This is a genomic window from Vibrio sp. CUB2 (assembly GCF_001557945.1).
In the GTDB taxonomy this organism is placed as follows: Bacteria; Pseudomonadota; Gammaproteobacteria; order Enterobacterales; family Vibrionaceae; genus Vibrio; species Vibrio owensii.
Map to the genome: position 1 here is coordinate 304587 of NZ_LNRB01000002.1, position 15653 is coordinate 320239.

10 protein-coding genes and 2 pseudogenes are annotated in these 15653 nt (G+C 38.4%); 2 read left to right on the forward strand and 10 right to left on the reverse strand.

The genetic code is table 11. The features are described from left to right. The first annotated feature begins 239 nt into the window (after positions 1 to 239). Positions 240 to 1589 (forward strand): MBL fold metallo-hydrolase, encoded by a 1350-nt coding sequence (locus ATB78_RS03790; RefSeq protein WP_061007832.1) that lies wholly within the window; start codon positions 240 to 242, stop codon positions 1587 to 1589. 74 nt (positions 1590 to 1663) lie between these two features. Here ATB78_RS03790 and ATB78_RS03795 read toward each other — a convergent pair whose 3' ends face one another. Further along, positions 1664 to 2830 carry a nucleotide sugar dehydrogenase gene (locus ATB78_RS03795; RefSeq protein WP_061007833.1) on the reverse strand — a complete coding sequence of 389 codons (1167 nt, stop codon included), beginning with the start codon at positions 2828 to 2830 and terminating at the stop codon, positions 1664 to 1666. Between the two features lie 173 nt (positions 2831 to 3003). Between ATB78_RS03795 and wecA the strand changes: the two genes are divergently transcribed. After that, positions 3004 to 4083, forward strand: coding sequence for a UDP-N-acetylglucosamine--undecaprenyl-phosphate N-acetylglucosaminephosphotransferase (gene wecA / locus ATB78_RS03800; protein WP_061007834.1), 1080 nt, complete (start codon positions 3004 to 3006; stop codon positions 4081 to 4083). Positions 4084 to 4138: 55 nt separating this feature from the next. On the opposite strand, the pseudogene ATB78_RS03805 reads toward wecA, so the two are convergent. The 9 genes and pseudogenes from ATB78_RS03805 to ATB78_RS03860 all read right to left on the reverse strand — a co-directional run bounded on the left by ATB78_RS03805 (position 4139) and on the right by ATB78_RS03860 (position 15648). Continuing rightward, positions 4139 to 5296, reverse strand: a pseudogene (locus tag ATB78_RS03805) (IS3 family transposase). A 164-nt stretch (positions 5297 to 5460) separates the two neighbouring features. Beyond that, positions 5461 to 6514, reverse strand: a pseudogene (locus ATB78_RS28190) (ISAs1 family transposase). A gap of 162 nt (positions 6515 to 6676) precedes the next feature. Continuing rightward, complete coding sequence (locus ATB78_RS03825; protein WP_061007836.1) at positions 6677 to 7948, reverse strand: hypothetical protein; 1272 nt, start codon at positions 7946 to 7948, stop codon at positions 6677 to 6679. Then, on the reverse strand, positions 7948 to 8658 hold the full coding sequence (locus tag ATB78_RS03830) for a WecB/TagA/CpsF family glycosyltransferase (protein ID WP_061007837.1): 711 nt from the start codon (positions 8656 to 8658) through the stop codon (positions 7948 to 7950). The genes ATB78_RS03825 and ATB78_RS03830 overlap by 1 nt, the downstream gene beginning before the upstream one ends. Next, positions 8643 to 9719, reverse strand: a complete 1077-nt coding sequence (locus ATB78_RS03835; RefSeq protein ID WP_061007838.1) for a glycosyltransferase — start codon at positions 9717 to 9719, stop codon at positions 8643 to 8645. The genes ATB78_RS03830 and ATB78_RS03835 overlap by 16 nt, the downstream gene beginning before the upstream one ends. A gap of 33 nt (positions 9720 to 9752) precedes the next feature. Beyond that, positions 9753 to 11012 carry a glycosyltransferase family 4 protein gene (locus tag ATB78_RS03840; RefSeq protein ID WP_061007839.1) on the reverse strand — a complete coding sequence of 420 codons (1260 nt, stop codon included), beginning with the start codon at positions 11010 to 11012 and terminating at the stop codon, positions 9753 to 9755. Between the two features lie 2 nt (positions 11013 to 11014). Beyond that, on the reverse strand, positions 11015 to 12109 hold the full coding sequence (gene wecB, locus ATB78_RS03845; protein WP_061007840.1) for a UDP-N-acetylglucosamine 2-epimerase (non-hydrolyzing): 1095 nt from the start codon (positions 12107 to 12109) through the stop codon (positions 11015 to 11017). Between the two features lie 1393 nt (positions 12110 to 13502). Then, positions 13503 to 14420, reverse strand: coding sequence for a glycosyltransferase (locus tag ATB78_RS03855; RefSeq protein ID WP_061007842.1), 918 nt, complete (start codon positions 14418 to 14420; stop codon positions 13503 to 13505). Further along, positions 14407 to 15648, reverse strand: coding sequence for an FAD-dependent oxidoreductase (locus ATB78_RS03860; RefSeq protein ID WP_061007843.1), 1242 nt, complete (start codon positions 15646 to 15648; stop codon positions 14407 to 14409). The genes ATB78_RS03855 and ATB78_RS03860 overlap by 14 nt, the downstream gene beginning before the upstream one ends. Between the last annotated feature and the right edge of the window lie 5 nt (positions 15649 to 15653).

A 15653-nucleotide genomic window follows, 5' to 3' on the forward strand; every position in this document is an offset into this window, starting at 1 on the left:
ACAGACATAACCTATAAGAATCCCGTCATTCCGAGGAACCTAAACGACATCAGGAATCTACTAACCGCATGTGTCAAACCCAAAGTTAAGTAACGAAAAATGCCTTACATCAAAACAAAGAACCTAATCGCACTTCCAGTTATTCCTACTTAATTCCATCCAACCAACGAACTCTATTCACTTACCCTACCCTCAAGATTTAGTATTGACCTATGCTTGTTCAAGGAGGAGCAATCGACATGACAACCCCAATATCAGACATCGCCAATGTGATTCACCATGGTGGGAAACATACCGTCACTGGCTCTTGTCATGAATTGAAACTGCCACACGGCAGCATCTTGATCGATTGCGGACTCTTTCAAGGCAAAGACATCCATTTTGGCAACCGCAAGGAGTCACTGGATATTGAGTTCCCGGTTAGAAACGTCAAAGCATTAGTCCTGACTCATGCTCATATCGACCATATTGGACGCCTACCTTGGTTACTGGCTGCTGGATTTAAAGGCCCCATCTACTGCACCAAAGCAACAGCCGAACTAGTACCGCTCATGCTAGAAGATGGATTAAAGCTGCAACTGGGTTTGAACTTCCACCAGCGTCAACAAGTCCTCAATGTTATTAAAAAACAGCTAAGACCCCATGACTACCAACAATGGCTGCCACTTGGTAAACAATATTACCTACGCTTTCAACCTGCAGGACACATTCTTGGCTCTGCTTATGTGGAATTCAAACTCCCCAATCATGAAATCATCGTGTTTTCCGGCGATCTAGGCCCGTCCAATACCCCTCTCTTACCCGATCCAGAGCCGCCAAAGCGTGCCGACTATTTGTTCATAGAGTCCACATACGGCAACAAAGAGCATGAAGACATTGCCACTCGAACTGAGCGCTTGAACGCCATTATCGATCACGCACTGCAAGACGGTGGTGTTATTCTGATCCCAGCTTTCAGCGTAGGACGTACACAGGAACTGTTATTCGATATTGAACAGCTGATTCACCAACGCGACTTGTCGTCTTCTTTGCCAATTATCCTAGACTCACTGCTTGCGAAAAGAGTCACGAAGACCTACCGCCGTTTCAAAAAACTGTGGGGAAAAGAAGCAAAACAAAAGCTCAACAATCATCGTCATCCCCTCGCTTTTGAACAATGCATTACTGTGGAAAGCCATAGAGAACATCAAGCATTAGTGAATCGACTAGCCTCCACCGATGAGCCTGCGATTGTCGTCGCGGCATCCGGTATGTGCGAAGGAGGAAGAATCGTCAATTACTTAAAAGCACTCTTGCCAGACAAAAGAAATGATGTGTTGTTTGGGGGCTATCAAGCGCAAGGAACCTTAGGCCGAGAGCTCCAATCAGGTAGCCACACGGTGGATATCGATAACCAACCAATCGAAGCCAACGCACAGATCCATACCATCTCTGGATATTCTGCACATGCAGACCAAAGCGATGTATTGAAGTTTGTTACTGGGGTTCCAACACAACCAAAAGCCGTGCATTTGATACATGGAGAGAAAGAAGCAAAAAAAGAGTTAGGAGAGAAGTTGGAAGCAGAAGGAATTGAGGTGGTTTATTGATTAGAGCGAAGTAAATACTTTAGCAAAAGCAAAGAGAGAAGGTCCTAGCAAGCTCGGACCTTATCGGATATTGATTAGTCGCTACCAAACAAGTCACGCGTGTAAACTTTATCCGCTACGTCGACTAACTCTTCCACCATGCGGTTAGAAACAATCACATCCGCACTTTGTTTGAACTCATTCAGGTCTTTAATCACTCGAGAGTTAAAGAAATCTTCTTCTTTGAGCACGGGTTCGTAAACTACGACCTCAACACCTTTGGCCTTGATTCGCTTCATGATGCCTTGAATAGAAGAAGCACGGAAGTTGTCAGAGCCAGCCTTCATGATAAGGCGGTAGATACCCACAACTTTTGGCTCACGCTTAAGGATTGATTCCGCCACAAAGTCTTTACGAGTGCGGTTTGCATCCACAATCGCGCCAATGATGTTATTCGGCACTTCTTGGTAGTTTGCAAGTAATTGCTTAGTATCTTTTGGTAAGCAATAACCACCGTAACCAAATGACGGGTTGTTGTAATGATTACCTATACGAGGATCTAAACCAACGCCTTCAATGATCTGACGCGCATCCAGGCCATGTGCTTCTGCGTAAGAATCTAACTCATTGAAATACGCAACACGCATTGCAAGGTAAGTGTTAGAGAACAGTTTAACCGCTTCCGCCTCTGTAGAGTCAGTAAAGAGCACTTGAATATCTTCTTTCACTGCACCTTCAACAAGCAGACCAGCAAACATTTCTGCACGCTCGCTACGCTCACCGACGATGATACGTGACGGATGAAGGTTATCGTAAAGCGCTTTACCTTCACGAAGAAACTCTGGAGAGAAAATTACATTCTCACAACCAAGCTCTTCTTTAATACGAGCCGTGTATCCCACTGGTACGGTAGACTTAATCACCATCACCGCATCAGGGTTAATTGTCATCACATCTTTAATAACTGCCTCAACTGAAGAAGTGTTAAAGTAATGCGTAACGGCATCGTAGTCAGTGGGCGTAGCAATCACAACGTATTCTGCATCTTGATAAGCTTTCTGCTTATCCGTTGTTGCAATGAAGTTCAGTTCCTTATTCTTAAGGAAATCTTCAATCTCAGCATCAGCAATTGGAGATTGTTTTTTGTTTAGTAATTCAACTTTTTCAGGAACAATATCTAGTGCAACCACTTCATGGTTTTGAGCTAGCAACATAGCGTTGGAAAGCCCTACGTAGCCTGTACCAGCAACAGCAATTTTCATGAATATCCCCTTATAAAAGTGACGCTAGAATACTCTTCCTCTTTGGTGACATCAACTCTAGTCGCACTTCTGTGAACACAGTAAACTATAAATATCCTATCACTAACTTTTTCATGCCTTAAGTTTGCGTTAGAATCGCACAGATTAAATTTAATATTACAGTTGGCTAATGTATGGTACTCGAACTCAGTTTTATCTTTTTCTCTTCTTTTGCCACTCTCTTTTTAATGCGAAAAGTAGCAAAAAGAGTAGGCTTAGTTGACAAGCCTAACGCTCGAAAACTACATAGTGGAGCAATCCCATTGGTTGGTGGAATCTCTATTTGTCTAGTTCTAGCACAGTACCTTACATTCAACCCCGAAACTATAGAATATAGCTGGCTATATCTGACTTGTATCTGCACCTTAACCATTATTGGAGCCGTTGATGACAAGATCGATCTGAGTTTCAAAATTCGTATGGGTATTCAAGCAGCGCTTTCTATTGCAATGATGAAAATCGCAGGTATTGAGCTACATAGCCTAGGAAACATGTTCGGTTTCGGTGAAATATCTTTAGGTTGGTTTGGAGGCATAATTACCGTTTTGGCCGTAATTGGCGCAATAAATGCGTTTAATATGGTAGATGGTATAGATGGTCTGTTAGGCGGCCTTTCTATTGTGACATTTGGTGCATTGGCATTCTTACTCCAAGTCGATAGCCAACACGGCCTTGCCTACCTGTGCGTCGTAATAATTGTTGCTATGCTGCCATATATATTTATGAACCTAGGAATTCTTGGAAGAGAGAGAAAGGTATTCATGGGGGATGCAGGAAGTATGATGATCGGCTTTACCGTCATTTGGCTACTTCTTGGCGTAAGTCAAACAGAACAAACGGAGCCATTAATGCGCCCAGTCACCGCACTTTGGCTTATTGCATTGCCCCTTATGGATATGGCCGCGATTATGATTCGTCGAGTACGCCGTGGTAATTCACCATTTAAACCGGACCGGGAACATTTGCACCATATATTCCAACGCTTAGGCCTTGGCCCACGCCAAACTCTAGTCGCCATCTGCACTATTGCCTTAGCATTTGCCTCTTTTGGTATCTACGGTGAAAGTTCCAACTTACCTGAAGTAGTGATGTTTGCTTTGTTTATTGGATGTTTTGTGGGTTACGCCACAACGCTGGCCTATGTGTGGCGTATTACTAGCTATTTAAGAAGCAAATTTGGTAAATCAACTCAAGCGCAAGGTTCAAGCACTTAATCTGCTTAAAGGGCGAAAAGTTCAACCAGTTAAATCACAAATTAAAATGTAGTGGTCAACAAATATCGGACACAGATTTAGGTCGATTTTCTGCATCGACTGGCGATAGCCCATCATTGACTTGATGAGGCCGCTGCCGATTGTAATAAGACATCAGTAATGGCTGATATCTCTTCTTGCTTGAGTTCGAGTAAGATATCCCGTTGTGGGTATCCATACGGTTTTTAAACTTCTAAATAGCCGTTCCATTGGTGCGTTATCCCAGCAGTTACCGCGTCGACTCATACTCTGAGTGATTCGATAGCGCCAAAGCCTCTGCCGATATTTGCGACTGCTGTATTGACTGCCTTGGTCTGAATGAAACATGACATTCTTAGGTCACCCTCGTTGCTCCCAAACCATTTCTAAGGCTCTGCAAGCCAAGTCAGCGTCAGGTTTGTCTGATAAAGACCAGCCCACAACGCGTCGGCTGAATAGGTCGAGAACAACGGCTAAATAACACCACTTCGAACCTGACCAGATGTAAGTAATGTCGCCACACCAAACTCTATTGGGCGCTGCCACTGAGAACTCTCGTTTCAACAAGTTTGGAATATCTGGTCGCTCTGATTTTGCATGCTTATATTTATGGGAGCCCGGTTGTTTGCTCACTGAGCCAGCTTCATGCATGATTTTCTGCACTTTAAATCGACCTACGTTGATATTTTCGGAGCACAGCATCGATACAAGGCTTCGACTTCCTGCTGAACCTCGGCTCATGCTAAAGAGCTCTTTTATTCGGCTAATCAGTCGGAGCCGTTGAGCATCTGGTTTACGCTGTTTAGACGCGTAGTAACAGGATGAGGCGACACTAAACAGTTCGCAGGGCATTTTGACCGATTCATATTCCCTCAATTGGTCAATTAACGAGAACGTTCGAGTTCGTCCGACATTAAGAGAGCTGTGGTCTTTTTAGTATGGACTTTTCTCTTTCTAAGCGACTAATTCGCGCTTCCAACTGTTGGATTTTCTGTTGCTCAGAAGTCAATGCTTTACTCATTGGTGTGGTACCAACACGTTCGAGTCTGAGTTGCTCGACCCAACGTCTCAAAGCCGTCTCTCCAACATCCATGGAGCGCGCAGCTTCAGGTATCGAGTATTTTTGGTCAAGAACTAAGCTTGCCGCTTCCATTTTAAATTCAGACGAAAATGTTCGTCGTTGTCGTTTTGTCATTGAACACCTCATTTATGGTGGAAACTTTACCACCTAACTTGGTGTCCGGGATCATTAAACCACTACAAAAAGACCTCTAACAAAATATTTAGAGATCTTTTTATTTCAACTACTGTAAGGTAAGCGCGCATATCGCAACAACGGAAATCGCATGAACATCCTCCTCATTCAAGGGTTTCGAGAACCTTACTTAAGTAGTTTACATCCATCGAACACTTCTTCGTTTACGCTGAATGCCTCCTTTAAAGCTCGTTTCTTGCTTTAAAAGGTTCAAACACGCCTGTCTGATCCTTGACAAAGCCTCTGCACGATCATCGGCTCGAATGCGACATGCAGCTCTTTCGTACTCAGTTTTTTCGAACTGACGTAGAAACGAACAGACATATCTTGCACTGCTGGATGCTCTTCTGTTTTACGCATGTTGACCTTGATGCCGACACTTTGCAGGTTTGGCCATTCAAGCTCTAAATCACTAAAAATGACAACTCATTTGTCGTTAATGCACAGTGTGTTTCCTCGTGACCATACGCTTTTTCTTGACACGCATAGCTATCTCCCTCTGCAAATTCCAGTAACATCGAAGGGCAATAAAACTCACCGATCGCTTTCTCTAACGAGCCTTGATTTCCCTTTACAGCAAGTAAGTATTCGGCATTTATATCAACTATCTTTTGGGCGATTTTCCTGTGACAACCCATTACATCAATAGTCACTAAGCAACCAGATATATTTAGCAACTCCAACAACTTGGGGATCTCTGTGATTTCATTTGTTTTGCAATCAACTTTAGATTACCCAAGACAAAGACTTTACGCCGCTGCAAAGGCGTTCACCATATGGATCGCAGAGCGCTCTTCAGATTTATTGTAAGAACCTCAAACAGTTTTCCGATCAATGGCAATGACTTCACCCTCTGTAATTTCATGGTAATCTTTCATCCAGTTGATGAATAGTCTTTGCATCGCAGACGGACTCACCATACCCATGACGCAAGCGATAGTATCTGCGATGGAATGCCATTCTCAAAGCTCCCCAGAAGCTTAAGAAAATCGGTACGGCTTTCTCCGAAATCACAGATACCCTCCCAAGTATCAAAACCCGATAGCACACCACAAATTGTCAACAAATAAGGCCTGACAATTTGTTTTCTACCTTAGCGCCTTGACGGTAATCTTTAATCACTTCGAAATGCATAAATGGGGTCGTTAATTGCGTCATAATTTGGCTCCGTTTAAGTACGGAACCATTAAAAATCACTCAAAATGATCTACAAATTGATCCTTAATGAGTTTCCAATGTTGTGATGAAAATAGAAGAAACACCTTGTACATTAGAAGGTACTAATTTGACGAAAGCACTTCAAAATTGGGCATGTACATGTCATTTCCCTGAAGAGACCATTTTTTCGGAAAAACGTACAGAATGACGAACGTACTCTTTGCAACTAACAGCAATAAAACTACCATATACAAAATAAAAAAAGTAAGATGCTTTGTTCGCATCTGTCGGAGATGCACCAAGGGCAAAAATAAAAACAGAAGCTGTAAAAGCGACCATTCCTATACCTAGTGCAACACCCAAAGAGTCATTCTGAGACATGCTCATTTTTAATCGAAAACACGAATCCCCAAAAAAACATAATGCTGAAAAAAAATAAACCAACATGCCAACGAAACCATAATTATAGAAGTAGTGCACGTATGCGTTTTCGATTACTAAATATTTAATGGGATAGCCCATCAGAAGGTTGTAGTCAAGAGTATACTCAGCGAACTGGAATTGCTTAATTCTAGTTGATGTGGAAGCATCTACTTCGCCAACGACTATTTTCTCGATAAATCCTATGATATGAGAAAACATATCCCAATACGTGGCGACTACTATAGAAGAAAAACAAAGTACAACTATAATTCCAAAAATCAACCTAAAGTTATTCTTATATACGAAAAGACAAAAACAGCACCAAATCATAGATAATGTTAACAGTGCAATATAAGCGGCTTTGGACTGGGAGAGAAGATACGTTGATAATACTAAAATCGTAATGCAATATACTAAAAGAGACCCTTCCCCTCTTACAAAGCTATGCATTCCCATAAATATAGTTGAGATCATACAAAAACAAAATATATATGACCATTCAAATGGTCCACCTATTCTGAAACCTAAGTGGTCAAGAGCAGGTTTTTGAGAAAGAAGCTCAACAATTGGGGAATTAGGAAATATAAGTTGAAGAACTACAAAAACAAACGAGAAAAAGGCAACAACATATAGTGAAGTCGCTAAATCTTTATTTCGAGCATTCATTTTGTAAGCTAAACCATAGCTCAAAGTTAATACTGTTGCATATGCAAAATATCGAAGATGATTTATAAACAGTGAACCGTTAATGAATGCTACCTTAGAGGCTAGCGTAAACAAGAATATACTACCAGCTCCAAACATTACTGCACCTAAAACTGGCATATTCAGTTTATAGTTTTTCTTAAGAGCAGATATAAGAATCCAAAGTATCAATAATATTACTGGAAACAAAAAAAATTGAACGACCTGGCCTTTTGCGGCATTATCCCCAAACAAATAAGTAGGGAAAAAAGCAATAACGCAAAGTAAACAAATGCATATAGTTTTATAGGAGATTTTTGTATTCATTATCCACGAATTTTTGCAAAAAGATAATTAAGTAGAAAGACAGGATAGTCTTTAACAACGCGTCGCCTTACATGACCGTGCATTATAACTCGTTGCAACCATCTGACACCTAACCGCTTGACAATTGGATGATAATAGTCTTTTTTGATTGATGTTTGAGTCAAAAATCCACCACATGTTATGACCAAAGATGTAGTCTCTAAAGACTCTTTCAATACTAGTGCCATTTTTTCTTGATTTGGCGCCCCCATGCCTAACAATACAACGTCAGGTCCAATTTTATTTAAAGAGGATACAAAATATTTTTGATCATCAATGTAGCCATCACGAAAGTAGACAACATTTAATCTAGGGTACAACTCCTTTAAATTAGAAACTGCTACTTGAACCTCTTGCTCTGTAGCACCAACAATTGCTAAAGAAAGTCCTTTGTCAGAAAGAAAAAGCAAAAAATCATTTGCGATTGAACTAAAGTCGAAACTAGCTCTTTCAACTTTGGTATAAAAAATACTATGTAACATAGAAAGCAAAGCCCCGTCAGAGAAAAAATAATCTACACCTCTGACCAAACTATCGTACTTTAAGACTTCTAAATATGAAAATGGGTTAACAAAAGAAATTGCACGACATTCCTTTTCGGCAACTATTTGCGACACGGTATCTAAAAATATAGAACCACAAAGTATTTTTTTATCTAGTTCGTTTTGCATAGTAATTTTTCAAATAGTGTATTATATCTATGACAGGAGTATGGCAAGGTAAACTCTGTAACATCAGCAGAGGGCAGAGTATAATTTCCTTCCAAGCTAATTATACAATCAGAGAATCTATTAACATCTCCAGTATCAACTAAGTAGCCATATTTGCCGTTCGAAGTTAATTCAAAAGGACCGTAGCGACAATTAAACGCAACAATCTGAGTTCCCAAAAAGGCAGCCTCTACAAGAACCGTTGGAAGACCTTCCCATCGAGAAGGCAGCAGAATTGCCTTCGCATTCTTTATATAAGGGTAAGGATTTTTGACTGAACCCAAAAGAATTATATTACTACTAAGCCCACGTTGCTCTATTCTTTCTTGTAATTCGGTCTTCCTTTCACCATCGCCTAATATTAGGATTTTTACATCTGGAACACTTTCTATTATTTTCGGCACAATATCAATCAAATAATCATACCCTTTTTGATAGTGAATGCGTCCAACACATATGTAATAATCACTATAATCCAAGTTCTCGTTTGAGAGCTCTCTAATCTCATCGTCAACAACAGGATTATAAATGGTTTCTAGTTTGTTTTTTGATAAGTAAATTCTTTCAACCAAATTCTGAGCGATTCCTTTTGATACACAAACTACACGATCCATTCGTCTGTAAAGAAATGCAGCGCCAAACCTTCTGATTAGGTTTTTAAATTTATTAGTCTCTGGCAGGTCTATTGGAACATGTTGAATGGCGACATGACTGATGGAGTTATAACTTTTAGAAAAAGGTTTATATTTAGAAAGCCCTCCTTTAGTGTAAACTACAATATTTGGTGAGACTTTATCTAATAAAACTTTGAACCTTGCTTTCTTTTCCCAATAATTTCTTCCATCCATATGATAGCAATCAAACGAACTAGTATACGCTTTTCTCAAGTCTCCCAAGTCACTCTCATAAACCACATGAAGCTCAATACATTGATAGATATCTTGTAAACCTTTAAGCAGTTGATATGTTACACGCTCAACCCCACCAAGTTCGAACGTCTCAAGAACAAATAGTATTTTCATTTACAACCCAATTTATAACAAAATCTCATTTATTTAAAAAAGAGAAGCAAAACGCTTAGCTAATGCAGACCGAGTATAATCACCTATGGGACCGAGATCTTGCCTACGAATCTGTGAACCTTTTTTCTTCTTCAATTTAAAGTAATATTCAATCGTATTTGCAAGTTCTATATCACACTTAAGTGAATAGGTATCCTCAAACTGCTTCAATAACTTTGCTAATTCACCGTTATCTGAAACGCCAATTGCGACTACCGGTAATCTTGTCGTTAGATATTCAAATACTTTTGTAGTTAAAACACCAGCTTCCTTAGAACTATCTATTAAAAACAACATATCAGATCGATTCTGTAGGGTTGCAACCTCACTCCTGCTTACACTTCCTTTAAATGAGATACAGCCAGAAAGACCATATTCACTGGCTCTTTCAGCGACCAGGTGCTCTCCGCTACCATAGAAATCAACTTGGAGCTCTGCTTTGTTTATCCGATCTTCATCGATCAACCGCTTTACTGCCTTACATAACACCTCCGGATCCCTGTAAGTTGGATAGAGAGCACCAAAATAAGACAATGTAAACTTGGTCTCAGCATAGCTTGACTGCTCTGTCTTCCGTGTGGAGAGTTCACTTTCCTCATAACCATTCTCAATTACAAAGACGTTATTAGCCCCCAAAGATCTTAACTTATCAGCTAAAGGACTACTAACTGTTACTACTGAATCCGCAAACTTCAAATATTTTCTTTCTGTAGTTCGCTCAAAGTATTTGAAAAAAGGTAGCCCCTGATACATATAGTTATCGCTCCACAAATCACGATAGTCCATAATCCACTTTTTTCCGATGCCTTTCTTCATGAGCCGATATGCTATGTGGTGGCATGTATAGGGACCATGACTAGAAACAATAACGTCAAATTTCTCTTTACCATTCAAGTCTTCGTAATTGATAAAAAATGGCCAGAGCGACGTAATATCAGGAAACCTGATCGAAGAAAAGGCGCCATAATCATTAATGAAATTAAATAAACTTTTCTTAATGCTAACTTTTGTTTGGCCATTTCTGAGTAAAACTTCACTTTTTACTTTTTGTATACGTTTGGCAGCTAAAGTGGGTAAATACTTAGTTTCAATTAAGTTGCAATAGTCTGGCTGAGACTCATTATTGCCTTTCTTTGTTGTCAAGACAGTAACTTGATGCCCACTCTCAGACCAATATTTAGCAAAACTCTTAATTCGTTGAGACGCAATAGCATTAGAGGGCGGGAAAAAATGAGAAATTAATAGTATCTTCATACTCAGTAAAACTCTTTAGATATTATTTCTATAATTTTAGATCCGGCTTTGCCGTCACCATATAAAGCACTAACTTCGAATAAATTCGGGTCAAAGTTACACATACCTTGAATATTTTGTATAATTTCTCGCCTATCAATTCTCACCAACTTGTTAACACCTGCTTCCACGAGTTCCACCCACTCCGTTTGATCTCTAAGCGTTAAACATGGTTTCCTAAAGAAGTATGCCTCTTTCTGCAACCCTCCACTATCAGTCATAATGAACTCACAGTTCGTTATCAACCACAACATTTCAAAGTAACCAACAGGTTCAATGATATGTGCTTTAATCTCAAGTCCTAATGTTTCTATGGCTTTCTTAGTTCTAGGGTGGATAGGACAAATAATTTCAAACTGTTCACTAACCTCGTTCACGGCGGATACTAACTCTGTTAGTTTTACTGGATCATCGGTGTTTTCCGCCCGATGAATAGTCATTAAAGCAAAAGGTTTATTAATATTTGACAATTGAGTTGGTCGACGAGCTTTAGGCTTATAATAGAAAGCAGCATCGAGCATGACATCTCCAACTTTTTCGATCTTACATGCTTTATCGCTGAACCCCTCACGATCAAGGTTAGCTAAAGCAGTATCAGTTGGACAAAATAACAAGTCGCTAACTTGGTCAGTAAGTATTCGGTTCACTTCCTCAGGCATCTTCATGTTAAAACTTCTAAGTCCTGCTTCTACATGAGCTACTGGTATGTGCATTTTAGCGGCCGCCAAAGCCCCTGCTAAGGTTGAGTTTGTGTCACCATATACGAGAATGTAGTCAGGCCTTTCTTCCATTAATACCGCTTCGATTTTTTCCAATTGACGACCTGTCATTGCACCATGAGTACCGCCACCAACACCCAGGCTATAATCAGGTTTAGGAATTTCCATTTCATCAAAAAATATATCACTCATATTTACATCGTAATGCTGACCAGTATGAATAATTATTTCGGTAATCTTTTTAGTTGGATTAATATTATTGTGTTCAACAATAGCTCGACTAACTGCCGCAGCCTTTACAAATTGAGGTCGTGCCCCAACAACAGTTACAATTTTCATAAGTGCTTTCCATCACTTGATAATTTTAGATCTAACAAACTTTCTCTCTTTTATAATAACATATGAAAGAAGCAGCGTAATTAAAGTGAAATATAGAGCTTGCGCACTATAAAACTCGTTTACCAACAATGTTACCACACCTACGAGGGTCATCAGATGTACACTTTTAACATCCAACTTTTTCCAAATATACTGTGACACATAGAGGCGAAGATAAAAGTAAACAACAAATGTTATCGCCGTTGAGATTGCAGCGCCCTTTGCCCCCAAAATTGGTATTAGAGCAAAGTTAGACGTTATATTAACTATAGCCGAGAAGAAAGATATTGGAACTAAATATTTTGTCTTTCGAGCTATCGATATACCAAAAGTCGATACTTCTGACGCAATATAGTATATTGGATAAATCAAAAGATATGGGAATATATCGATTGCATTTATATACATATCCCCTAACAATCTAATAAGAACATCTTTAGATAATATAGCTACTAGAAAGCAAACGCATAGAATCATTATTGCAAAAAATATAGAGCGCTCATAATATATCAACGCTCTGCCTTCTTTTTCCCATTTATAGGTTAAAGGCACCCAAAATGTCGACACAATTGTCTGCAGTAGTAATAATGGCGCGCATAATTTATACGACGCAGCATAGAGACCCAACTCCTCAAGATTACTTAAGTACCTTAACATATACTGGTCAGAGGAGTAAAGGACCCACATTAAAAGGCTCGAAAATAATAATGGTAAAGAATACTCTGTAAGTTGTTTAAATAATAATGGGTCCAGTTCGACCTTACTAAAATCGAACCGCCTTAACTTAGTAATAGATATTATTAACACTATGGAAATAGACAATAAATTGCTGGAGAGTACACTATGAAGAGCATTGCAGTCAAAAAATAGTATAAGGGCTAAGATTGACGTTAAATTAGTAATGGCCTGAATAATAAGAAAAATTGAGTAGGTTAGCCCCTTCTGAGCCATTCTTAGTGTCACATGTACATATCTAAGAATAACTGATACAACTACTATAGATAGGAGTAAAACAAAAGAGAGTTTATCAACTCGACCAAATATATAAGTAGATAGTTGCTCTGAATATATATAAAGAATAGATATTGCAAGCATTGTAATGGCCATGTTAAATACCATAGTATGAAGCAACAACTTTCGATTATCACTTACATTCAAGAATTCTCTTGCGTAGGCTTGATCATAACCAGCTAGGCAAAAGAATAAGAACAACTGAATAGTGACCTGAGCGAGCGAAACTAAGGCATATAGATCTGGGGCTACTAGCCTTGTCAACAATGGTACGCTAATAAAACCTATAAGTGCAGTTATAATCGGGCCCAAAGAGAAACCCAATATATTTTTGTATCGCATGCTAATTAGAAAAAAGTGACTTTAAGTTATTCTCGGACAGCTTGGAATTTACAAAGTTATCCTTAATAAAATCACTCCCTTTATGATTTATTATGTCTTCACCATTCTTCTTTTTATTAACGTATTTTTTTAGTATTTCTGCAAGATCATCTTTCGTAGAAACTCTATTTGTGTTTGGATAGTCATAAGTAAATATGACTTGCATTTTACGAGACATAGCCTCTAGTACGCTATATGACAAACCATCATGACTTGTCATTCTTACGAAGACATCTGTATTATCATAAAGATTATTCAGGTCTGACTTATCTAACCAACCATGAAATTTGACAGAGTCTGATTTATCAAAATTTTCACCATCATGAGCAACAACATTCAATTCCATATCAGACTGTCCTTTGAATGTATCTATAATTAAATCTAAGTTATATAAACGCTCGTTTCCTTTAGGTGCATACGTTGTTACGATAAGCTTCCCTGGTAAAGTCTCTTTCTCTTTTTCTGTATTGAATAATGAAGAAAACGTTATATAAGGCCCTACCTTTGAATCAACTGAAAGCTCTCTCAACTCGCGTTGTATCCAATCACATTCACATAAGTTTGTCGCAAGTTTTGATATCAAACGTGCTCTACATTTAGAATAGAACTTTCTTAAATCAATAACATCAGAACCTATCCATTCTATATAAACCTTTCTCCTTAACAAAAATAATGGAAGTAAAAACATAAATATAAACTTGTAGGAACTTCGTCCATAAGTAATAAAATAATAATCGTATCTAATAAGCAACTTAATATAACTAAGTATACTCACATTAATACGTTCATACGTTGCTTCTATACCCATCGCTTTCAATTCTTGCTCTATCTTAGCTGAATGATATTCAGTTCCAAGTAAAGCAACTTTACTTTTTCTCATTTTCTTTAACCAGATTCTTAGCTTCAATTATATTATCTTCTATTGAGCAATAGGTCCATGAACCATATCTACCTATAGAGTATACAGATCTGTCTTCCAAGTATTTTTTCTGTACAGTTTTATCTTTTTCACTATCACCATTAATGTGGACGTATGCGGGATCCATTTTTATAAATTGCCAGTCAACTAAGTTTTGTGTAGTAACGATACCTAGTTCCTTCAAGTCAGCCATAACTAAGTTCAATAAATCATTTTTGTTAACTTCAATATTGGATTTAGCACCTAGTTCAATATATAGACTCATATTGTCATCAGATAGTATGTTGTTATAATATCCTATTCTGTAAAATGATATATCTTTGCTAGGGAAATATACCCAATGATGATCGAAGTTTGCAGGTGCGTCAAAGCCTAAATTAAAAACAAGTACAGAGTTAGCAGTATATATACGTTTATCGTAGTCAATTTTTGCCATATCGAACAAGTTAGTAATCGGAGAAGTATTAATCAACTTGTCATACTTTATTTTTTCTCCCGTAGACAACTCTACAGTCTTTTCATCTAAGTCTACCGAAAGCACTTTAGTATCTAGCCTTACTTTCGTCATATCGACTTCGGACGCAATAGCTTTAACAAACTCTATAGCACCACCTTCCGGGTACATAAACTTACTATTATACGATTCATTTTTTGAAGCCTTCGCATTTAGAATTATTGACTTTACGTCCGCGTATGGAAAAAATCTACCCATTGCATTTGCATCTAAGCTATTAAGGTCTGTAGAGTAAAGTTTTTCGTTGTATGGAATCAAAAACTTATCAGATATTGGCTGACCAAACTTTCCGACGACCATTTCTTTAAACGATTGATAGCTATCTTTCTCATCCTTTTCGATCAATCCAACGAGACACTCAATATATTCGGACTTTTCCAATTGATGAATATTTTTTTGAAATGGAAAGTCGATATAATCATCTTTATATTTTATCTTTGTGATTTTATCTACTGAATAAATTTTTTGACTAGCCATTCTGTCAAATACATAGTTTTTAATTTCTATATCGTTAAAATGAAAGAAATGACCGGCATAGTCCCAAACAAAACCATTTCTTTTAGTCGTTTTGCAATACCCTCCAACTTCACTTTCAGCTTCGATAATCAAGTAATCTTCATTTGAAAAAGCAGCATAGCTCAACCCGCTAATGCCAGCACCAATAATAATATTCATTTTTC

Coding starts and splice junctions, on each gene's coding strand:
- ATB78_RS03825 (WP_061007836.1), bottom strand. CDS start 7,948: ATGAATACAAAAATCTCCTATAAAACTATATGCATTTGTTTACTTTGC.
- ATB78_RS03840 (WP_061007839.1), bottom strand. CDS start 11,012: ATGAAGATACTATTAATTTCTCATTTTTTCCCGCCCTCTAATGCTATT.
- ATB78_RS03860 (WP_061007843.1), bottom strand. CDS start 15,648: ATGAATATTATTATTGGTGCTGGCATTAGCGGGTTGAGCTATGCTGCT.
- ATB78_RS03835 (WP_061007838.1), bottom strand. CDS start 9,719: ATGAAAATACTATTTGTTCTTGAGACGTTCGAACTTGGTGGGGTTGAG.
- ATB78_RS03795 (WP_061007833.1), bottom strand. CDS start 2,830: ATGAAAATTGCTGTTGCTGGTACAGGCTACGTAGGGCTTTCCAACGCT.
- ATB78_RS03790 (WP_061007832.1), top strand. CDS start 240: ATGACAACCCCAATATCAGACATCGCCAATGTGATTCACCATGGTGGG.
- wecA (WP_061007834.1), top strand. CDS start 3,004: ATGGTACTCGAACTCAGTTTTATCTTTTTCTCTTCTTTTGCCACTCTC.
- ATB78_RS03855 (WP_061007842.1), bottom strand. CDS start 14,420: ATGAGAAAAAGTAAAGTTGCTTTACTTGGAACTGAATATCATTCAGCT.
- wecB (WP_061007840.1), bottom strand. CDS start 12,109: ATGAAAATTGTAACTGTTGTTGGGGCACGACCTCAATTTGTAAAGGCT.
- ATB78_RS03830 (WP_061007837.1), bottom strand. CDS start 8,658: ATGCAAAACGAACTAGATAAAAAAATACTTTGTGGTTCTATATTTTTA.